General features: G+C 39.2%; 20 protein-coding genes. 5 read left to right on the forward strand and 15 right to left on the reverse strand.

Features of this window, described 5'->3' with window-relative positions; genetic code table 11:
- Position 1: 1 nt before the first annotated feature.
- Both CH361_RS05875 and CH361_RS05880 read left to right on the forward strand, forming a co-directional pair.
- Positions 2 to 1,357: an MFS transporter gene (locus CH361_RS05875; RefSeq protein WP_208861389.1), complete on the forward strand. Its 1,356-nt coding sequence runs from the start codon at positions 2 to 4 to the stop codon at positions 1,355 to 1,357.
- Positions 1,354 to 1,581, forward strand: a complete 228-nt coding sequence (locus tag CH361_RS05880; protein ID WP_002978805.1) for a hypothetical protein — start codon at positions 1,354 to 1,356, stop codon at positions 1,579 to 1,581. Before CH361_RS05875 ends, CH361_RS05880 begins: the two co-directional genes overlap by 4 nt.
- A 36-nt stretch (positions 1,582 to 1,617) precedes the next feature.
- On the opposite strand, the gene CH361_RS05885 is transcribed toward CH361_RS05880, so the two are convergent.
- The 4 genes from CH361_RS05885 to CH361_RS05900 form a co-directional block, all read right to left on the reverse strand.
- Positions 1,618 to 2,427, reverse strand: a complete 810-nt coding sequence (locus CH361_RS05885) for an LIC13212 family protein (protein WP_100789883.1) — start codon at positions 2,425 to 2,427, stop codon at positions 1,618 to 1,620.
- 69 nt (positions 2,428 to 2,496) lie between these two features.
- Positions 2,497 to 3,543 carry an alpha/beta hydrolase gene (locus CH361_RS05890; RefSeq protein WP_100789884.1) on the reverse strand — a complete coding sequence of 349 codons (1,047 nt, stop codon included), beginning with the start codon at positions 3,541 to 3,543 and terminating at the stop codon, positions 2,497 to 2,499.
- A complete protein-coding gene (locus CH361_RS05895) occupies positions 3,543 to 5,048 on the reverse strand; it encodes a DUF2779 domain-containing protein (protein WP_100789885.1) in 1,506 nt (501 codons plus the stop codon). Before CH361_RS05895 ends, CH361_RS05890 begins: the two co-directional genes overlap by 1 nt.
- Positions 5,041 to 6,030, reverse strand: a complete 990-nt coding sequence (locus CH361_RS05900) for a helix-turn-helix transcriptional regulator (protein WP_100789886.1) — start codon at positions 6,028 to 6,030, stop codon at positions 5,041 to 5,043. Before CH361_RS05900 ends, CH361_RS05895 begins: the two co-directional genes overlap by 8 nt.
- A gap of 63 nt (positions 6,031 to 6,093) precedes the next feature.
- On the opposite strand from CH361_RS05900, the gene CH361_RS05905 reads away from it, so the two are divergent.
- Complete coding sequence (locus CH361_RS05905; protein WP_100789887.1) at positions 6,094 to 6,858, forward strand: LIC13411 family adhesin; 765 nt, start codon at positions 6,094 to 6,096, stop codon at positions 6,856 to 6,858.
- Between the two features lies 1 nt (position 6,859).
- On the opposite strand, the gene CH361_RS05910 is transcribed toward CH361_RS05905, so the two are convergent.
- The 5 genes from CH361_RS05910 to CH361_RS05930 form a co-directional block, all read right to left on the reverse strand.
- Positions 6,860 to 7,222 carry an LIC13410 family lipoprotein gene (locus CH361_RS05910; RefSeq protein WP_100789888.1) on the reverse strand — a complete coding sequence of 121 codons (363 nt, stop codon included), beginning with the start codon at positions 7,220 to 7,222 and terminating at the stop codon, positions 6,860 to 6,862.
- Positions 7,223 to 7,256: 34 nt separating this feature from the next.
- On the reverse strand, positions 7,257 to 8,510 hold the full coding sequence (locus CH361_RS05915) for an MFS transporter (RefSeq protein ID WP_100789889.1): 1,254 nt from the start codon (positions 8,508 to 8,510) through the stop codon (positions 7,257 to 7,259).
- Between the two features lie 3 nt (positions 8,511 to 8,513).
- Positions 8,514 to 9,194, reverse strand: a complete 681-nt coding sequence (locus CH361_RS05920; RefSeq protein ID WP_100789890.1) for a biliverdin-producing heme oxygenase — start codon at positions 9,192 to 9,194, stop codon at positions 8,514 to 8,516.
- Between the two features lie 79 nt (positions 9,195 to 9,273).
- Complete coding sequence (locus CH361_RS05925) at positions 9,274 to 10,404, reverse strand: hypothetical protein (RefSeq protein WP_100789891.1); 1,131 nt, start codon at positions 10,402 to 10,404, stop codon at positions 9,274 to 9,276.
- A complete protein-coding gene (locus CH361_RS05930; RefSeq protein ID WP_100789892.1) occupies positions 10,401 to 11,177 on the reverse strand; it encodes a GNAT family N-acetyltransferase in 777 nt (258 codons plus the stop codon). Before CH361_RS05930 ends, CH361_RS05925 begins: the two co-directional genes overlap by 4 nt.
- 40 nt (positions 11,178 to 11,217) lie before the next feature.
- On the opposite strand from CH361_RS05930, the gene CH361_RS19675 reads away from it, so the two are divergent.
- Positions 11,218 to 11,355 (forward strand): hypothetical protein, encoded by a 138-nt coding sequence (locus CH361_RS19675; RefSeq protein ID WP_165782228.1) that lies wholly within the window; start codon positions 11,218 to 11,220, stop codon positions 11,353 to 11,355.
- A 35-nt stretch (positions 11,356 to 11,390) separates the two neighbouring features.
- Here CH361_RS19675 and CH361_RS05935 read toward each other — a convergent pair whose 3' ends face one another.
- The 6 genes from CH361_RS05935 to CH361_RS05960 all read right to left on the reverse strand — a co-directional run bounded on the left by CH361_RS05935 (position 11,391) and on the right by CH361_RS05960 (position 19,956).
- Positions 11,391 to 13,091, reverse strand: a complete 1,701-nt coding sequence (locus CH361_RS05935) for a hypothetical protein (protein ID WP_100789893.1) — start codon at positions 13,089 to 13,091, stop codon at positions 11,391 to 11,393.
- A complete protein-coding gene (polA, locus tag CH361_RS05940) occupies positions 13,078 to 15,897 on the reverse strand; it encodes a DNA polymerase I (protein WP_100789894.1) in 2,820 nt (939 codons plus the stop codon). Before polA ends, CH361_RS05935 begins: the two co-directional genes overlap by 14 nt.
- Positions 15,894 to 17,000 carry a glycosyltransferase gene (locus CH361_RS05945; RefSeq protein WP_100789895.1) on the reverse strand — a complete coding sequence of 369 codons (1,107 nt, stop codon included), beginning with the start codon at positions 16,998 to 17,000 and terminating at the stop codon, positions 15,894 to 15,896. The genes polA and CH361_RS05945 overlap by 4 nt, the downstream gene beginning before the upstream one ends.
- Position 17,001: 1 nt before the next feature.
- Positions 17,002 to 17,544, reverse strand: a complete 543-nt coding sequence (locus tag CH361_RS05950) for an ATP-binding protein (RefSeq protein WP_100789896.1) — start codon at positions 17,542 to 17,544, stop codon at positions 17,002 to 17,004.
- A 157-nt stretch (positions 17,545 to 17,701) separates the two neighbouring features.
- The gene (gene gltX, locus CH361_RS05955; RefSeq protein WP_100789897.1) at positions 17,702 to 19,246 is read right to left on the reverse strand and encodes a glutamate--tRNA ligase; all 1,545 of its coding nucleotides are present in this window, start codon (positions 19,244 to 19,246) and stop codon (positions 17,702 to 17,704) included.
- The gene (locus tag CH361_RS05960) at positions 19,243 to 19,956 is read right to left on the reverse strand and encodes a hypothetical protein (protein ID WP_100790042.1); all 714 of its coding nucleotides are present in this window, start codon (positions 19,954 to 19,956) and stop codon (positions 19,243 to 19,245) included. Before CH361_RS05960 ends, gltX begins: the two co-directional genes overlap by 4 nt.
- Positions 19,957 to 20,195: 239 nt before the next feature.
- Between CH361_RS05960 and CH361_RS05965 the strand changes: the two genes are divergently transcribed.
- A complete protein-coding gene (locus CH361_RS05965) occupies positions 20,196 to 21,566 on the forward strand; it encodes a DNA gyrase subunit A (protein WP_100790043.1) in 1,371 nt (456 codons plus the stop codon).
- The last annotated feature ends 3 nt before the right edge of the window (positions 21,567 to 21,569 follow it).

The raw sequence follows: 21,569 nt of genomic DNA on the forward strand, positions 1-21,569 counted from the left end.
TATGTCCCAAGACAAAAGCCCGGAAGCAAAAAAGAAAAAAAACCGTGAAATTTTTGGATGGTGTATGTTCGATTTTGCGAACTCTTCTTACACCACAGTCATCATCAGTGTCGTTTATTGTGAAATTTTTACAACTCTCGTTGTTCCAGCAGATTTGGGTTCGGACAATCCATACCGTTTGGGAAATTCTCTTTGGGCATGGGCTCTGGCTGTTTCCTATTTATTTGTGGTGGCCACAGGTCCCATCTTTGGTGCCATTACCGATTATAGTTCCAAAAAGAAATTCTTTCTTTTCCTAAGTTACATTGGTTGTGTCATCGCTACTTTTTTGCTTTATTACGTAGAACCGGGTATGATTTGGCTTGGTATGGCACTCGTTGCCCTTTCTAATTTTTTCTTTGCTTCTGGCGAGAACTTCGCTTCGAGTTTTTTACCCTTTCTGGGTTCCAAGGAAGATTTAGGAAAAATTTCCGGTTATGCCTGGGGGATTGGATACTTCGGCGGGATCGGCTCTGTGGCTCTAGCTACCACTCTTGGTAGTTACACCTTAGATAACTTTGAAAACCTGAAATTAGTGGGGCCTTACACTGCAATTTTCTTTTTGGTGGCTGCCATTCCTACCTTTCTTTTCCTCAAAGAACCTCATTTGCCTTTAGGTGTGTCTCATAATGTGAACTACTTCAAAATTGGAAAGGATCGAGTGGTTCAAACCTTAAAAGATGCAAGTAACTTCAAGGATTTGATGATCTACTTGGTTTCTTTGTTTTTTACTATGGCGGCCCTTGCCATTGTCATTTCTTTTGCTTTCATTTATGGATCTCAAGAAATCCATATTGAAGCAGAACACAAACAAGCCATGTTTATCTTTATCCAAATTTTTGCGGCGATTGGTGCTCTTGCCTTTGGTGTGATCCAAGATAGCATTGGGGCTAAAAAAACTTTCAACCTGACACTCGTTCTTTGGCTTCTAACTTGTGCGCTTATCTATTTTGTATATGATATCACAAACTTTGCCAATGCTGCCTTTGGTAAAACTTGGACAGTCCAATGGGTTTTTGTTTTTATCTCCTCTCTCGCAGGGATGGGACTTGGGTCCACACAGTCGGCTTCGAGAGCTCTTGTTGGTATTTTTAGTCCGGAATCCAAATCGGGAGAGTTCTTTGGAATGTGGGGACTTTCTGGAAAAATTGCCGCGGCAGCAGGGCTTTTTCTTTTTGGATACATCCAAACATTAGTCACTCTTCGAAATGCTTTCCTTGTGGTTGCTTTCTTTTATTTTCTATCACTACTCATTAACTTATTTGTAAACGAAGAAAGGGGAGTGGACGCCGCAAAGCGTTTCCAAGAAAAACCATGATTGTAGAAGACGAGGACGATTTCGAATTACACCAAAGCCAAAGAAATTTGGCTCTGGCAACCATAGATGAACTTATGTTAACAAAGATGGATCTATTGGATGCAGAAAAAAAAGTGCCTCGTTTTATTAACAATGCCCTTTCTTATTTAAAGAGGAAGTATGTGACCGAGGAGCAAACGATTTCGCAGCTCCTCATCAGTCGGAGGGAAAAACAACAAAATTAAAGAAGAAGCTTGTTGTTTTTTGTTTTTGAAGTAGTTTTAGTTTGTGTTGTAATCTAAAATTTTTGTAATCATCTGCTTTTGATCTAACTCAATGTTTCTGAGTTTAAAAGCAGTCTGTTTTGAAATCTTACGTAACATCTTTTTGTAAGACATCATAATGTGTTTTTGTTTGTCATAAGGAAGTGGATCTTTTTCATCATTCAAAACCATGGCAATGTCTGGTTCTGCTGGTTGCACAGGGTCATTGGGCCAAATAGTATCTGAAGTAAGAGATCTGTAATACTCGAGTCTGATATCAGAGTTTGTATCTAATTTAGCTTCTCCCTTTTCATCCTTTTCTGTTCCTTCTGATTTAGGAGTTGGATTCACAAGTCTTCTCATTTCTTTTACATGGATGGTTCCGTCAGCATTCACTCGGCGGAAAACAAGAATGATTTTTTCTAGGTCACTAAAATCATCTTTAGGGTAAATATAAGCAATTCCATCGTATAAAAAAACTGTCGGATAATCAATGTAAGACTGCCCTTGTGGTAGTTTGATTTCCAAATACGGTTTTCCGTCTTTGTCTTTTTTATATAGTTCTTTGTGTTCTTCAGGAATGTGTGCGAGATACTGTGCTGCCGTTTTATCCACACCTAAGTCTTGGAGTTTTTTAATTTTCTTTAAGTTTCCACTGATACTGGCATGTAAGGTATCAATTTCGTTATCCCCAAATCCATTTTTTCTTTGGAGGTCGATTTGTTTTTGGGACTCACGTTCTTTTAAGGTAGCAGATGCCGGTTTTTCAGCATAAAGGGCTGAAATCGCAAATAGGAAAGAGAGAGCGATGGAGAATCGTAAAATCATGACGTACCTCAGAGATTTCTGTCTTTTATAGTATCGAATCCTTCCTTGTCGATTCTTGAATGGATCGGATCAGATTTTTCTTGTCGAAAAAAAACGCACCAAGGACTGGAAGAGGTCTTGTTCTGCTTCTTTGGCCTTAGGGATTAGACCTGTCAATTGGATGTAACCGTGGATCAGGGAGGGAAAATGGCGTTCTTCTACCTTTACCCCAGCCGTTTGGAGGTGTTTGGCATACGTTTCTCCCTCCTCTCGAAGTGGGTCATACCCAGCGATTCCTAAATAAGTTGGGGGAAGGCCTTTCAGTTCTTTGGGGTCAGCCAAAACGGGAGAGTTCGTAGAAGTGCGCCTGTCTTTTTGGTTCGGTAAGTAATTCTGGATGAACCAACGCATCAGAGAACGAGTGAGCACATAACGTTCACCAAAAAGTTCATAGGTCTCGGATTCTTTGGAAGTATCAAGCATAGGATAGAGTAAAGCTTGGTAGATGGGAACCGGCACTTTGTCTTTTTTAGCACGTAGGCAAAGTGAAGTTGCCAGTAAGGCTCCTGCACTATCACCACAGACAGCTATGGCATTGGGTGATCCTCCAAAGAGGTAAGCAGAATTACGAACATACTGGTAAGCTAGCCATACATCATCATGTGCTGCCGGATAAGGATGTTCTGGTGCCAATCGATAATCCACAGCAATGACAATGCTCTTTGTGTAATGAGACATTTTACGGCAAAAATTATCATGAGTTTCTAAATTGCCAATGGTGAGTCCACCACCATGAAAGAAGAGTATAGTAGGAAGATTTCTTTTTTGTGGGTTTGCGTTGTAGACTCGAATCGGAATGAAGGAAGCGCTAGGAGTGGGAATGAGTTTGTCTTCGATGTGAGGAATCGGAAATTCCGGTTCATCGAAGATTCGCATTTGGTCGCGGTAATGCCGCCTTGCCTTTTCTGGACTCATTTGTTCCATTTTGGGAAGGAGTCTGGCAATGTTACACGCAAGTGCACAATAGGGATCTAATTGGTTGGTTTCTGGTTGGCCGTTCTTTCGCACCAAAGCAGAAATCCAAGTTTCAGGTAACGAAAAGACAAGTTGTGCGACTGATTTTTTGATACCTAACATTAAATAACCGATAATCGTTCTAATATCATTCTATAGATTAAAAACAAACCATAACTATCAAGTTTGCAGTAAGCTATCAAATCATCCAGAACACGTTTTTTTTCTTCGGCTGTCACCTGCTTTTTTATTAATCTTAAATATTGGTAATTCGCGTCTTGTCCTTCACGAATGGAAAGTCCGCCATGGCTTTCTGTGCTAAAACAAGGCAAAATTTCTTTGAGAGATGCTTTCCCATTTTGGCCGGGATGGTAGATCCAAAGTTTTTTGAAAGGCATTGCAAGGTCGATAAACATCGATTTGACTCTTTCCCAAAATTCTAAAAACTCTGGAAACACCTCGGCCGTCTCTTGGATGATCAGTTTTTCAAAGAAATCATTAAAAGAGAAAATAGTGATCCCTGCTGGAAGGTCTTTTTGCAACTGAGAAAGGACAGAAATACGTGGGTCTGTTCCTAAATCCTCATGGAGATATGTCTTATGTGTTAGGGTATCGGTTTCGCTGTCCCAAATATGCAAAGAATACAAATACGGAACGTGTTGGAAGGGTCTTGTTTGTGGATAGAGCGGTAGATACGGATTGATTGATTCAAAATCTAAAAAAGCTACTGTTTTTGTAACATTCGTTAGGTAATTTTCAAAAGCAACCTTATCAAAATGGGTTTTCCCTGTGACATGAACTTCTTTTTGAATCCTTTGAATGGGACTTAATTCGGAATTGGGAACGGATTCGTACGAATTGTACCCAAGGGCAAACCAACCTTTTGCCAGTTCGGAACTATCTCTGAAATCGAAGATTTCCTTTGCATTCTCTTTGCCTTTGGCGCAATGATTGGGAGACAAACAGGTTTTTAAGGATCGGCAACTTGGTTTGGCTTCCAAAAAAGAAAACCGTACAGATTGTCCGATTGTTTTGTTGATTTCTTCTTCGAATTGTTCCCATTCCGTTTCACGAGTTCCCATCTCGGCAAACATTCGAGAAGTTATGTCTTCTATGAGTAAATAATTCTCGAGGTCGATCTCTCCACCGGGGTGGATGTATTTGGTTTGGATTCGGATGAGTTTAAAGGCCAGAATGTTTAATGACATACCTTCCGCCACTTTTTTGTGGAAGTAGAAGGAACGAAGGATGTCTTGTTTCAGAGAACCGATGGGTCGAAAGTCCCAAAGGATCCAACCATCGCGTTCCGCATCATATTCCAAATACTCGACTGTGGACACATACCGATCGGAACGAAGGTGAGCGTGAAAGATGGATTTTTTTTCAGAGATCCACTCTAAGGTTTTTTGGAAACTCTCTTCTTTCTCCATTGTTTTTTCAATGGTCGCGGAACTCGGAAATCGTTCTCTACAAAGTTGTAGAAACTGGTTCCATTCTAAATGACCACCAAAAGATGCCGAAGGTGGTTTGGGGACAATCCCCTCTCTCACCAAATGGAAGGCATTGGTACAACGTAAAAATTGTAAAAACTGAGATTTTGTAACAGATGTTAAGGCGAGATCAAACAAATTGATACAAACTTTCCCATTGTTTTGTATAGGACTGGAATGATTCCTTCCAAATTTCGGAACTAGAAATCAGAGCTTCAGGAGAGATGACAAAAAATTGGAAAAGAGCATTTTGGTTTGTGGTTTTGACTCGGTATTCATTTTCTATTTTTTGAAATACAGCTCCATCCAAAAATAATTTCCAACGATCTTCATAATCAGGATGGATTTGAAATGTAAACTCTAGTTCTTCATGTTGAGAAAGTAATAGAGGATGAAAGTTCAAATCTTCTTTTGTAATTTTAATATTGGATTGGAATTCTTCTTTGGATTCTTTTTTTACAGTGATTTTGGGTAGGATGAATCTACGTAAGGATTTTTTCCCGCGGTCATAGGCGATTAGATAGAAGTCTGTTGTGTTTTTTCTGACAAGTCGATAGGGTTCGATCATCCTTTCGTTTGTCTCGTAACCATACTGGATGGTCAGGGCTCTTTTGTCTTTGATGGCCTGAAGGATTTTTTCTGTATTAGAAGTATCGGATGTTTCTTCTCCCTGATTTTCTTTGGGTTGTTTGGCAAATTTAGGAATGAGATCTAAATGATGAGAAAATAGTTTTTGTGAAAGGCTGATCCCTTCAGGGCTGGGATCGGAGGCAAACAAAACCTGTGATAGATATTCTAACTCTTCTTTGTTGAATTTTAAACTGCGATCGATCGATTCTTTTTCTAAATAGTAGGGGAAATGGTCTTCGGATTGGTAACCAAACTGTGCTACCTTGATATTGAATCCGAGACTTTTTAATTGGCCCAGGTCGCGGTAGAGTTTTTTCCGATCTGATTCAATGTCTTCGTTTTTATAAAACCGTGGCATAATGTTTCTAAATCTCTGGAAACTGATTCCTTTCGGTTCGCGGAGTAGATTGAAAAGAAGAGCAAAAAGGCGGACTTCCGTCTCATTCATTTTTTTTACTTCAATCATTGGAAAGTCTTCAAAAGAAGTCATATCTTCCTAAATTGTGCGTTTTTTTGATTCCGAAAAGTAGAAAATGAAAAAAACTGGAAAAGAATGCGAATCACAGGCCTCCTCCTTAGTTTATCTTTTTTTCTACAATGTGCAACTTATTGGAAAAATCGTAAAAATGATTTTCAAGACATTGTCACTGTTGGGGTCGAAACACCTATGTATGGAGCAGCTGTTAAAGTAGGCCCTTTACCGATTGGATTTCTTTTCCAAGGTGGGGAGTCAGAAATGGGTAAAAAAGATTTGGGTCGTGGTGCTGGCCTACGGGGAGGTAAGTTTGGTACTTACCACTCTCAACAGCTCGTATTTGGAATCTTAGGTGGTGAGAGTTTCCATTCTGGGTTACCAACAATGGATGCCAAAGGTAATTGGCTTGTGGATAAAAAGGGAATCCCACTTACCAATGAAGAAAGAGCCAATATCAAAAGTTATAAAATGCGTTATTATTCTTATCTCTATGATCCGGTTAAGGATCGTAAAAGAAGAAAAAAAGAACATTTTCGTCGTGAGTTAACAAAGGACTTGGTAGCGGCAACGGGTCAGAAAGAATTTTTAATTTACCTTCCAGAGGAAGACCTAAAGCCATTTGGATATCCTCCAGGTTACTCTTGGAATGTGGAACTGACAGCCGGAATTTATGGTGGGGCTAGAGTTGGATTTAACGTAGCAGAGGTTTTTGATTTTTTAGTGGGTTTTACCACTATTGATTTGTTAGATGATGATGTGGAAGGAAAAGTCAAACCAAGTTTCCCTGGTTTTCCTTTTCCAGCTCCTACTGATGCAGAAACTGAGTCTGAATCAGCAGAATGATTTATAGTTTAAAGTCTTTGGCAGTGATTTTGTTTTTCGGATCAAAAGTCAGTTTCAAAAACTTTTCTACTACATCTGGTTTTTCTTTCAAAGTATAGTATTGTTCTGGAACATCACGGTCTTCTGCAAAATACCATACCATAACGGTTCCACTTGGATCAGAAGATTTTTCTGTTGATTTACCAAGAACAGCTTCTGTTTTTACCAAACCATCCCCCACTTTAATCATATCGATTTCTAATTTACGAAGTGCTGTGTGTGGATGGACTTTGTTGCTTCCTGCGTCTACTTTGTTTCCGGAAGTACAAGAAACCAAAAACAGAACCGAAGCGAGTGTACTGAGTATCAAAAGTTTTTTGATCATAAACCCTTACCTTAAGATGGACTAAGGAAAGATTCTATAGGATAGGATCAGGGTTGGCAAGTGATATCTTTTCTCTTTCTTCATCAATTCGGTTCATTTTTCCCAAAATCTTTTTGAAAAAAGGAATGGTTAAAAACACAAGTCCGATCTCCAAAAATCCAAAAAAGAAAGAAAGGGCAGAAAAACTATACTCTGGTGGTAAAGCCGATTCAAAGACCAATTGCATTTGTACTGAAACAATGGGACCTAACATAAATCCAAGAGAACCCACACCCGTAAATGCTGTCATTGTAGTTGCGGTAAGGCCCGGTTTTGACATTTTACTGGCAAGCATCATGGAAGGGACAAACATCACACCGGCTCCAATCCCACAAATGAGTAAAAATATAAAAAGATACCAGTAATCATTGGTGGTTCCAGAAAGGCCAAGAAAAATTCCGTAAATTGTAGATCCAACAAGAACCAAAGGCAAAACACCTGTTTTACGAGAAAGAAGAGCCGATGGATAGGAAAGTAAACTCATAGGAAAAAGAACGAGTCCTAGAAAAACTCCGAGAAGTCCTGGGTGGAAGGCAAGTGTTTCACGTAAGTGGATATTAAAGGATGAGATAATGAACCCAACCGTAAACCTGTCGATGAAGTTGAATAAAAAGGGAACAAATAAAAACGGGTTTTCAAAAATAGCAACTTTTAAGTCGTTCAGTTTGAAGTCCTTAACTTTATGAATGCCTCTATCCTTTAACATGAGTAAACTAAATAGGCCAACAAAGATAAGAATTCCTGAACCTACATAAAAAGGCAAAAGAGGGTTTTTTCTTCCTAAAATTCCAAGTGGCATTCCAAAAGCACCACCCAGGGATAAAAACATTCCCGTGATGCCCATTAGAATTCCTTTGCCATAGTAACGTTTGTTATCTGGATCGTTTTCGCGATCTGCGGCAGAACTCAGGAGGAGTCCAATGATAAAGATATGAGCAGCACCCTCAAGGAATCTCAAAAAAAGAAAGAGATTCATATCGGTAACGATGGTAAGTAAATAAAAAAGTCCAGCGTCCAAAAAACAGAAAAAACTAATGAAATATTTTCTGTTTTTAAAACGATCAGAAACGATTCCCGCAATCGGTGAAAAAAGAAAGGAACCTAACATGGGAATGCTTGTGAAGTAAGCCACTTCCCAGTTGGATCCAAGTAACCGATCCTTTACTACATCCTTGACTACCGGCACAATCATTGTCACCGGTAACATGGATAAAAAAACTAAAGTTACTAAAGTATACGGGAAGCTCAAAAATTAACCTGCTGGTAAAAGAGTTTGGTAACGTTCCATTCCGATATTTTCTTTTAGATCGGAATCGAGCTCAATAAACAAAAACTTATTCAAATCAAAAGTAGCATTTGCTTCTTTTAATAGTTCTGCTTTTTGTAAATCGTTCAAAGGAAGAGTATCCAAGTTTTGGCGATAAATTCCTTTGAAAGCCATAAGATCTTCGATTTCTGGGAATTCATAAAAAGCAGTTCCTTCATTTCCTTCTAATTCAAAAGTTTTTGCTACTACTTTTTTGATGGATTGTCCGCCAGAAAGGTCTCCCAAGTAACGAACGTAAGCCTGTGCTACGAGAAGTTCTGGTTTGGTGGCTGCTGTATTTTTGATATGGTCAATGTAGTTTTGAGTGGCTTGGGAAATACTTCCACGAAGTTTTGTGCCAAATTTCTTTTGAAATGTAGCGATATCTTCTTTTAGCGCCTTTTCACGGAAAAGAGTTGGGAAGTAAAGTTTAGCCAAGATGGGGTTGTCTTTGTTTTGGCGGTAAAGTTCTTCCATAACAGTGTAAACTGCTAAAAGACTTTCCAATTGGTAAGTATAAGTTTGGGTGTCGAGTCCGCCTCGAAAAATTGCCCGGATATAAGGAACTTTTTCAGTTTCCTGGTGTTTGTCTGCTGTTCCTTCTCGTAACATCATTGCTATAGACATAATGGCTCCTTGGTCTCTATGTGAGAATCAATCTCATATATGACACTACCCTGACAATTGCAAGTCCTGTCAAAGAAAATTATAGAGAATCTTCCTGAGTGGGGGAGTTCCAGAATTCGAGAGGGGTGTTCGCCCTTTGTTCCGGATAGAAGAAATAGGAGAGAAAAAAGACTAAAATGGAGACTGCAATCCCGATTGTGGCCAGAACTACGTCCTTTCCCACTTTGCGAAAGGTATCTAGGTAGGGTAGGTCTTTGTAAGTGATGACATTGAGGATGATTTCTCTTCCGGCCAGGAGTCCAAGGAAGGCCCAAGTGGTGGACATGGGGATATTGCTGATGTACTGGAAAAAGAATAACAAACTTCCATACACCAAATCCACGATGGTTGCTGCTTTGGCCCATTGGATGTCTGATTTTTCAGAGACCACCCTTTGGATCGTCCCTCCATTTGTGCGGATGATGATGAGAAGGGCGACGATGAGAATGAAAACAGCAGTTAAAAATTCAATGATTCCCAACTGGCGGGGTAAAAACACAGCAATATTGGCAGTGTCTTGGAATAACCACGCCACCCATAAATACATAGTGGAAAGCCATTGTAATTGAGACCAGCGGCGTTCCGTTACTGGGTCGGGTGTGTGAACCTCGTGGTATTCGTGTGGGTCGACTTTGACAAGGATGGCCCAGACAACAATGGCAACAAGGAAGGCAAGGCCGTAACCAAAAAAGGATTTGGTCAACATTTGATCGATACTCTTTCCACCAAACAATCCTAAGACGAGGAAAGTTGTTGAAACAGGTGCTCTCAGTCTTGTGATGACAACAAGAAGGACAGGAGCTAAGAGTTGGAGAAGATTGAAATCTTTGGTTTCAGGGATGGAATCAAGTCTATGGAAGTGGATTTCCCCACCATGTAAAAACCAAGCCAAAAGATGGACAAAAAATAAAAGACCACCGAAAACGAGAATCTTTTGGAGCCAGTGGACGGATTTTTTACTCTCGATAAAGGTTCCGATGGTTTGGACTGCATCGTTTCCAGCCACAGAGAACGATGCAATCGCAAAAGAAAACCATCCGAGATAATACCGAGGAAGGCCCAGGAAATAACCGGCACAGATCGTAAGAACCAAAAAAAGGGTAAAAGCGAAGAATCGAATTTGGTCCTTTTTTGTGGGGTGCTGGTAATCTATTTCCTGGTTAGGGTTCATGCATTCATATAGTGTTTCGCATATCTCTCCGTGATTTCCTTGCGGTCGAAAAGAATAAACACATCCGTAGTACCAAAAACAGAATCCAGTGCAGGAATTCCACAGATTTTAGCACCCACCCGGAGGTATCCTTTCAAAAGTGGAGGGATATTTTTAGAGATCGTTTTCGGATCTTCTACATGAAAATTAGCATCAAACCCAGGAAGCACAAAGTCAGGGTTTGGATACACCCGAAATTCCTCAGGAGCAATTGCATCTTTCGCCTTTAAAAATCCATAGGATTGTGAAGCGATATCTGCATCAGTGGAGTGAATGGATCCGCAACCCATCAAATAACGAACATTATGTTTGTTCATGAACTCGGCAAGACCTTGCCAAAGAAGTGAAATCACAGAACCATCACGGTAGTCAGGGTGAACACAAGAACGTCCTACTTCAGCAATTTCATCTGGGAGGTTATAAATAGAAGTGATATCAAATTCGTTTTCACTGTAAAAACCAATTCCGTTTTTTGCATTTTGGCGTGTTAAAATACGGTAAGTTCCTACAATTTTTTTATCATCAGTAGATTTATCGATAACGATTAGGTGGTGGCAGTACAAATCGTACTCATCACGGTCTTTTCGTGTGGCAGAAGATTGTGGCAGACCTTCACCCATTTCTAAGTTGAACACTTCATAACGTAAAGCAAGTGCTCTTTCAATTTCTAGTTGGTTTTCAGCTAAACGAACTTCTAAAATTCGTTCTGTTTTGTTAATTGTATTTGGTTTCATCGGAGTGTTATCCTCTTGTTTATCTATGGGATAAGATAAAATGGATCGGTTACGACAATGTTACAATAAGGTGAAAATCAGTTTGTATCGTTCTAAAGTTGTTATGTTACAAATCTGTGACACAAAGAACTTGGACAGTCGAATCTTGATTGGGTGTAAAGATACGGCCATTGTTTAGTTCTAACCCGTAAGCTTTTATAAAAATCAATACAATCAATCAAGTTCACAACCGTTTGATAACGCGGGTTCAATTTTAAAACTTCGATACAAAGAATAATTAATCGCAACATTAGTAATATTTTCTTTTGTATACACTGCCAAATATCCATGATACGAACAAGGTTCTAATCCAGGAATGGAAGTGGTAAATGCAGAGTGAAACTTTTGATTGATGATTAAAGTCTCTCCTTTGGGAAGTGGACCAAATTCAGAATGATCTGGATTCCAAACTTTAGGAATAAACGTTTTTTTGGTGCTAAGAAGATAAAACTCACCATGATAATCTTTTTCTTTTACAGTCTTATTCGTAAAATAGAAGGTTAAATTTTCATAGATATCATTTGTTGATAGATTTGCTTTTAAAGCAGGTAACATCCTCGAATCAGAACCATAATCAGGAACTGTGGACACAGTGATTGGATAGATGTTTGGATTTTTAATATCTACCGCTGGCAAAGGTAAAATAAATATTTCAGAAAGAAACTTTGTATTCATTCGTTTTGTATCTTGGGTATGAAAGACCAAACATAGAACTGTAATGATTCCTAATATTTTATAAAACCGTGACGGAACCAAAGTCCATAGATTTTGAAATCCTACCGCCAAACACCAACTAAATAGGAAAACGACACTAAGGCTCCAACGAGGATACACTCGTTCCCAGGAATAAATAGGTAGACCTTCTAATAAGGCAGCCGGTGAATAGAGGGAAAAATTCCCGGCCATTACTAGTAATACAAGAACTAGAAGCAGAAACACAGATAACATTTTTTTTCTGACAAAGAGGAGAAGCGGAGAAATAAAAAATGGAAGTTGGCCTAAATAATTTCCGTATTCCCAATACCTGTATTGCATGGGAGCGAAAGGTTGGGCAAGGAGTGGATGTTGCGAGGATCCAAAAAAAATATAATAAAAATCCCTTCCACTTAAGGGATATTCGTCTCCCACAAAGTACCTTCCCACCGAGTGGACAAATTGAAACATAGGAATCCATTTGAAGGATAAAATCCCAAGTACAAAGAAAGATAGTTTTATCAAACGTTTGATTGCTATTTTCTTTGAATCGGATAAATGTATTTCTCTAATCACTAGAAAAAAAAGTAAAAAAGCTGTTTGTGTTAAAGGATAAATACTTCCTTCAGATAACAAAATATAGGTGATCATTGTGGTTAAAATTCCAATCCACCAGTTCCCATTTTTGATAAAATATAAAATGTAAAATACTAAAGCTGGCAAAAACAAAGCAGGGATCTGGTTTAGGTGACCTGCATAGAGTTTTTGGAAGACAAATCCGGAAAATTGAAAGGTAAATACAAATATAAGTGAAGCTAAATCTTTCGATTTTGTATAAAGACGAAATGAATGTAAATTCAGGAACCCAGAAAGGACGAAGTAGAATAGAAAACTAACTTTGAGTGCAGTGAGTGTCGGGAAAAATAAAACAAAGAGGTGAGTAAAACTCCCCACCTTACTTGTTGGATTTTCCCAAACAGGAAACCCGGCTCCATAATAGGGATTCCAAAGAGGGAAAGTTCCAAACTCTAAAAATGACTTTCTTAAAAATTCAACATGGAAGGAATACATATCCCAATCGAAACGGCCATAGAGATTGTCCGTCTCGAATAGGACTTTTGTGTTCCAAAGATAAAATATAAAAAAAAGAAAAACTAAGGCATATGGCCTAATGTGCTTCATCCCAGTTCCCGCCAAACTTCCCTTGGGCGACAATGGGGACTTTTAGTTTCATCGCAGATTCCATTTCTTCTTTGGCCATTTGGTAGAATTCTTTTTTCTCTTTTGGATCCACTTCGAATACAAGTTCATCATGAACTTGCAGTAGGAGTTTGGAGCGGAAAGATTCTTTTTTGATTTTTTTATCAATCTGAATCATCGCTAACTTTATCATGTCCGCTGAAGTTCCTTGGATGGGTGAGTTGATCGCTACGCGTTTGGCAGCTTCACTTGCCATTTTATGTTTGGAGTGAATGTCGGGAAGGTAACGTCTACGACCGAGTAATGTTTCGACATATCCATGTTCTTTGCAGAATTCAACGATTTCTTCCATATAAGTTCCCACACCAGTATAGGTGGCAAAATACTTTTCGATAAATTCTTTTGCTTCTTTACGGCTGATCCTTAAGTTGTTGGAAAGTCCAAAGGAAGTGACTCCATAAATCACAGAAAAGTTTACTACTTTTGCTTTGTTTCGCATATCTGATGTTACCTGGTCTTCGGAAACACCAAAAATCCCTGCCGCCGTCCTTTTGTGAATGTCTGCTCCCGATTTGTAAGCATCCATCATCTGCGAGTCATTGGCAAAGTGAGCCATAATTCGTAGTTCAATTTGGCTATAGTCTAGAGAAAGAATTTCATATCCTTTTTTTGCAATAAAACCCTTACGGAGTAATCTTCCTTCTTCGTCTTTAATGGGAATATTTTGTAAATTAGGATTTGTGGAGGATAATCTTCCTGTAGCAGCAATGGTTTGGTTGTAACTTGTGTGAATGCGACTGGTTTTCGGATTGATAAGTGTTGGTAATGTATCTGTATAAGTGGATTTGAGTTTGGAAAACTTTCTGATCTCTAACAAATGATCTATGATAGGATGAGTTCCTTGAAGAGATTCCAAGACAGAATGGTCGGTGGAATATCCGGTTTGTGTTTTTTTCTCAGCTGGGAGTCTTAGGTCTTCGAACAAAACGGTCTGTAATTCTTTCGTTGAGTTAATGTTAAATGGTCTACCCGCAAAGAAATGAATGTTTTTTTCATGTTCCTTGATTTTTGCCTCAAAAGTTTTGGAAAGAGATTCGAAGTAACCTGGCTCCACAGCAATTCCTTCAAATTCCATATCTGCCAAAGTGAACAGAACTGGCATTTCAATCTCAAAAAACAATTTTTTGTGAATGTTCTCCTCCATTTTAGGAGCGAGCACATTATATAGTTGTAGAGTGATGTCAGCATCTTCACAGGCGTATTCGGAAACGCGTTCTGGATCTACATCATATAAATTTTGTTTCTTTTTGCCTGTCCCAACTAACTCTTCGTAGGTGATAGTTTTGTAATTCAAATAATCAACAGCCATATCATCCATATTATGGCGTCGTTCTCCTGGATTTAAAAGGTAAGAAGCAAGCATGGTGTCGAAATGAATGCCTGCGAGCTCTATTCCATAATTACGAAGTACTAAAAGATCATATTTGATGTTCTGACCTACTTTTTTCCATTTGGAATCGGTCAACATTGATTTTAGAACGGCAAGGCCTTCTTCTGGGGAAGGAAGCATGTGGCTGTAAATTGATTCAGGATGTGAAAATGCAACGTAATAGGCAACACCTGGTTCCTCTGAAAAAGAAACTCCGAGTAACTCGGCAAGCATAGGATCTTGGGAAGTGGTTTCGGTATCGACCGAAATTGTTTTTTTCGGATCTAGTTTTGAAACTATTTTTTTTAGGTCTTCTAAAGTTTGGATACGTTTATAAGTTTTTTTTGTGGCCACAGAACCTTTGTTTGGTTTCGTATCTGTTCCACCGGTTGTTGTATCTTCTTTAGAATTTTTACCCTTTTTCCCTGTCGCCTGTTCGGGTGTTGCTTCTTTACTGTCTCCATCACTAACGATAGGAATTCCTGCTTGTTTGGCAAGATCTCTATGAAGGACATTGTAACCTTCGTCTTTGAAGTATTGTACTTTGGCTGGATCGTAATAGTTAGGAAGCTTTAGATCACTCTTTTTAATATCGAGTTTCAGGTTAGTGACGATGGTTGCCAGTTTTCTCGATAAAAATGCATTTTCTTTTTCAGCAGCCAATTTATCGATCAGAGATTTGTTTTTGATTTTATCTAGTTTTTTATAAATGGTTTCCAAATCTCCAAACTCTTGGATGAGTTTGGCGGCTCCCTTTTCTCCAATTCCTTTGACACCAGGAATGTTGTCGGAGGCATCCCCAAGAAGACCCATATAGTCAGTAACTTGTTCTTTGGTGATTCCGATATTGGCTTTCACCCATTTCGGATCAATTTTTTCAAATTCAGAAACTCCTCGTTTCCCGCGTAACATATGTATGTTTTTGTCAAGAACTTGGTATAAGTCTTTATCACTCGACAAAATTACGATTTCTTCAAAGTCTTTTCCAAATTTTTTACATAATGAACCAATGATATCGTCTGCTTCGATTCCATCTAGTTTATACATTGGAAATTCTAAAGCCTTTAACATCTCATAGATTTTTTGGATCTGTGGTTTTAGATCCTCAGGCATTGGTTTTCTGTGTGCCTTGTAGTCCTCATACAAATCATTTCTTTCGAGCCTTGTGCCGGGATCAAAGGTAAAGGCAATATGAGATACTTTTTCATCTTGCAAGAGTTTGAATAACATCCTCCAAAATCCAAAAACGGCTCCACTGGGAAGTCCTGTTTTGGAATTGGTAAGGTTCGAGGCAGCAAAAGCAAAATAAGCTCGGAAAGCCAAAGCATGGCCATCAATGATGAGTAATCTTCCGCTCATGTCCCTTCTCCGTACAAAGTATCTCCTAAAAAGGAATAATAGATCAGTTTTGTTTTTTCAACTGTTTTGGTGACTGAAAATCGTTTGACTGAAGTTTTATTGAATGCTCCGAACTTGGTTCTTAGTTCTTCGGATCCCACTAGTTTGTCGAGGCCTTGGGCAATACTTTCTGCATCACCCACAGAACATACATAAGCTCCTTCGTTGTGGTCTAACATCTCTCCGATCCCACCACCATTTGTAGCAACAATCGGAAGGGCAGAAGCCATGGCATCTAAAACAGAGGTTCCCAGCCCTTCTTCTTTGGAAGTGAGTGTGAATATATCAAATAAGGAAAGTAGGGCGGGGATGTCTTTGCGGTATCCAGTAAAAATAACTTTGTTTGTGATTCCTAATTGTTCTGCTTGGTTTTTGAGTTTGGTTTCTAGTTTGCCATCACCTACAATCATTAGGCGAAAATCAATATTTGTTCTCATTTTAGAGATAGCATTGAGTAGGGTTTCTTGGTCCTTGTGATCGACAAGAGCGGCCACATTTCCAATCACAATACTTTTTTTGGGAATATGAAACTCTTCTCTTAAATATTCATGAGGTACTGATTTGGAAAATCGTTTTAAATCAATTCCCGAATAAACAGTGATAATTCTTTCAGGAGCAATTTTACTTTCGATCATCACTTCTTTTATTTTTTGAGAAACAGGGAGGTAATAGTCGTTTGCTGGATGTTGGTATTTCCATCTCGAGAAAAAACTCGACTTCGGTTTAAAGTCCACCCTTCTCGAAACAATGAGTGGAATGTTCAAATGATTCCGTTTGGCAAGTAATGCCAGGGTATGAGCATGAGCTGTATGAGTATGGATTAGTTTTATATTTTTGGAAATGCAGAGAGATCGAATATTCTTATATGCTCTTCTATCCCATTCTCCTCGCATATCTATTGGGACAAATTCATATCCATTTTCTTTGCATTTTGTTTCTAGAGGAGAATCTGGTTGGCCTACAACGATTTGTGAGATTTTATAACTGGCGAGTCCTTGGACTAAATAATAAAGCTGCTGTTCTCCACCACGCCATTCGCGGGAAGTGTTGATATGAAGGATCAAATTATAAGTGTTTGGAACGATCGTATTCGAGAGCGATGATGGAGCCCATAACTTTGAACCCAGCCGGCGCTTCGTCTACCATTCCTTCTCCGTGAAACATTACTTTAACGGAGTCCATCATGGCATTGATAATTTTCAATCCTTTTCCCATGTTCTTATGTTTTTGGCCTGAACCATTATAAGGAAGGGTATCCGGTTTTTTACTTTGGTGGTTTTTGATGTGGTCTAGAAAATTACTAAAACATTGGGATTGGTTGGATCTTAGGAGTTCTTTGTCTGTTTCTGGAAGGGAGGTCTCTTCTGAAAGACCAGATCCATAATCTAAAATATAAAGTGTGAATTTGGAAGAATCGATTCGCCATCGGCAGATGATGGTTTCATCACAATGACAGGATACATTGGCCGCAACTGCGTTGGTCAGGGCTTCGTCTGCAGCCAGCTCAATGTGCATGATATTGTCGGAGCTGAAGCCATTGTCTTCCAGAGTGCGTTTGAGTTCTTTTCGGAAATGTCTGACAGAGGACATATCGGGAGGCAAAAACATCGCATACGACCCCGCGGAGGGACATAACAAATACGGTAAAACTTCGGATGGTGCTGTCAACTGCCGCTTTCTCCCCCTCTCTACTCATATTACACGAAGGAGAGGGAGAAAAAAAGTCAAAAATCCAAGAAACGCAACTCCCTGGGGAAAAAATTTCCTAAACTGTGATGTTTAAGGCCGCAGCCAGGTGTTCCATCCGTTTGATGAGCTTCTCCTGACCGAGAAGGCTAAAAAGGATAGGAAGTTCTAACCCATGAGATTTCCCCGTAGTGATGGCTCGGATCGGCATAAAAAGAGTCCTTCCCTTTTCTCCTGAAGTCTCACCAGCTTTTGCCATGGCTTCTTTGTACTCGTCTGGACTTACTAAAGTGTTTGATTTTACGTATTGGTAAAAGGCAGAAACAACTGCTTTTCCATTCCCTTCCAAAATAAGCCCTTTGGCTTCTTCGTTTTCAAATTGAAGGTTTTCTAAAAAGAATTCTTCGATGTAGGGCGGGGCTTGGATGAGTCTGTCCAAATACACGCGAACGGAATCTAAAATCGATAAAAGTTGTGGGTTGGTTCCCGACTTATATTCCTCAGGGATTTGGCAATCTTTGAGGAAGGGTTCGAGTTCTTTTCCTAAGGTTTCAATCTTCACATCACGAATGTATTTATTCGACATCCAATTGAGTTTTGATTTGGGGTTTAGGTATTCGGCAAGTCCAAGAAGCGTTAATTTATTGAAATCAACAGTTTCTTCTTCTTTTAGTTTTTTGAATACATCAAAGGTTGCAGGAGACTTAGAGCAACGTTCTACATCAAAGACAGAGCAAAGTTCTGCGTCGCTCATATATTCTTTTCCATCGGGTGAAGTCCAACCGAGGAGTGCCATATAATTTCGCATGGTATCGCTGGAATAACCTAAATCACGAAATGCTAATACCGAAGTAGCACCCGCACGTTTGGAAAGTTTTTTTCCATCAGTTCCTACAATCTCGCTGGCATGAGCAAATCGTGGGAGGGGAAATCCAAAGGCTTCAAAAATTAAAATTTGACGCGGTGTGTTGGAAAGGTGCCCCACTCCCCGAATCACATGCGTGATTTTCATGAGGGCATCATCAATCACCACGGCATAGTTATACGAAGGAAATCCATCCGATTTTACAATGATAAAGTCACCAATGAGTTTGGATTCAAACTTCACTTTCCCCTGAATCATATCGTCAACGATTACAATCTTATTTGGTGTTTTGAACCTTACTGTAAAAGGAATCTTTTTATCGATTTGGGACTCAATTTCAGAATCGGTTAGGCCGGAACACTTCCCATCATAGATGTAGGGAATTCCCATGGCATCGGCTTGTTTCTTTTTGCCTTCGAGTTCCTCTGCAGAACAAAAACATCGGTATGCTTTCTTTTCAGAAATCAGTTTGTCTGTATATTCTTTGTAGATATGAATTCTTTCGGACTGAGTGTATGGACCATTCGGACCGCCCACTCCGGGACCTTCATCCCATTCCATTCCCAGCCATTTCAAAGATTCTAAAATGATTTTAAAAGATGCTTCTGTGGATCTATCTTGGTCGGTGTCTTCAATCCGAAGTAAAAACTTTCCCTTTTTAGCTTTCGCATATAAATAATTAAATAAAGCGGTTCTTGCTCCACCCACATGGAGAAATCCAGATGGGGACGGGGCAAAACGAGTGCGAACTTCTGTCATTTCATTTCCTCTTTGAGTAAAAAGTCTCCGATCCTTTTGTATCCAAACGGTTCTTTTGTTTTGGTAGTCAGTCCATTTGTATACGGCGGAACAAAGAAAATTTGTGTATCATTTTCCTTATAGATGAGTTTGAAGAATAGTTTATCGGATTCTGTTTCGTTCCATTCGTAACGAAGTTGTAAGTAATCGTAATAATTGGAAACATGCTCCGATTTGATTGTGCCTGCTTCTTGTTTGGTGAATACAGTAGAAGGAGAAAAAATTTCTAAACTTCCAAAACTATGCGACCATCGACTATCACCACCTAAAGGGGAACGAATTCCTTCTTCAATGAGTAGACCTGTATCACCACCTAATTCAAATATATCGAACTCTTCAATTTGAGTTTTGTTTTCTTTTGCACTTACTTTGTTTTCAAGTAATGTTGTGAGGGAAGATCCCTTAGTTTCCGAAAAATAAGATTCCGTATAAACAAAGAAAAATCGTTTTTCTGATTCTTCTTTTTTAAATTTTCCAACCTTTCTATTCCAAATGATTTTATAGGATTCCAAAGGTTCCTCACCAAACTCAGCTCTTACTTTTGTTACAAAATTGGTATCATAAGCAAGGAAACTGAGCTCAATTTTTTCCGCATATCCGGTGGATTTACCTGGTTCCCATCCAATGATTCTGAAGTGAGACGACCCTTCTCTGAAGAAAGTTTGGTTCATTTTTCTGGGAGATTTTAGATAGAGAACGGATGCAGGAATTTCTGAAATTGGATCTCTAATGATGAGTGATTTCAGGTTCTGGCAGCCCAATCCAGAAAAAAAAATCAAGGTACATAAAAGCCAATAGAATCGGGAGTATTCTTGAGTTTCTGGGGACATAGATCAGTGTGTATCGCCAGTCTAAAAAGGGAAAACCGCTTGACAAGTCAATTCACCCCATCCCTGTGTCATTTGGAACCATGAAGAACGAAGAACAGTATCCGAAACGCCCCTTTGAAGACCAAGTGAATGATGACCAAAGGAAATACTCTCGCTATGTATGCGATTCAAGAGCCATTCCGCAAGAAATTGATGGTCTAAAGCCTGTTCAACGAAGGATTTTATGGGCGATGTGGAACTCTGATGCCCGAAATCGTCATACCAAAACAGTAAAAGTGGCTGGTCTTGCCATGGGATACCACCCACATGGAGATAGGTCCATCCAAGATGCCCTTTCCCAAATGGCACAAGACTTTGCATTTGCGAATAATTATCCTTTAGTGAATGGAGAAGGAACCTTTGGAGATGTTTTAGATCCCAATGCCATTGCTTCTCCTCGGTATACAGAGGTCAAACTGTCCGACTTCGCTAAGGATTTAGGCTTTTTTGAAAGTCTACCAGACATTGATTATGTCAAAAACTATGATGAAACCGAAGATGAACCCATTCATTTTGTGGGAAAAGTTCCAGTTGTACTCTTAAATAACATCCAAGGAATTGCAACGGGGTTTCGTTGTTTCATTCCAGCTCATAAACTGAGTGATGTCATTGATTCTCAAGTTACTTATTTAAAAACAGGGAAACCGAAAAAGATCACACCATGGTACAAAGGGTACGGTGGAGAAGTGAAATTGTCCAAAAACGACAATGGTAGCACTGTGATGTCGACTACGTTTGGGTTCAAAAAAGAAGATGGGAAGTTGTTTCTTGTCGATGCTCCTATGAATTGGAACCGCGAAAAAGTAGTGGGTTATTTGGATGACCTGATAGAAAAGAAAGACAATTGGCTGAAAGACTATGTGGATCATTCCAGCCAAACTTTTAAAATTGAACTCGTTGCCAAAAAAGGGGAAGAACCTTCTGAAAAAGAAATAAAGGAACTTTTTTCCAAAGAAAACAATGAAGTGCTTACGATCAACGTAATCACTCACGAAGGAAAACTTCGTAACTTTAACCCTGAAGAAATCATCAAAAGATTCTGTGATTTTAGAAAGACCCATCTCATTCGTCGTTTCAAACGACTCGCAGGACTCGAAAAAGAAAAGATCGATCGTAACTCCGAACTCATCCGATTCATCAAAGAAAAATGGAACGAGAAAGTAACAGGGATTAAATCTAAGAAGGAATTCGAGGAAAAACTAAAAGCAGCCAAGTTCGTTTATTTCGAATGGTTGAGTTCGATTCCTGTTTATCGAATGACTTTGGAAGAAGTTCGTAAATGTGAAGATGCCATTGTAGAAGCAAAAACGAAATACACTGAGTATACCGCGTTACAAAAAGATGATAAAAAACTCACCGGTTTTATGACCGATGAACTTGATGAACTGAAGAAAAAATGGGATCCGAAATAATAA

The sequence above is a fragment of the Leptospira brenneri genome, from assembly GCF_002812125.1.
Taxonomy (GTDB): Bacteria; Spirochaetota; Leptospiria; order Leptospirales; family Leptospiraceae; genus Leptospira_A; species Leptospira_A brenneri.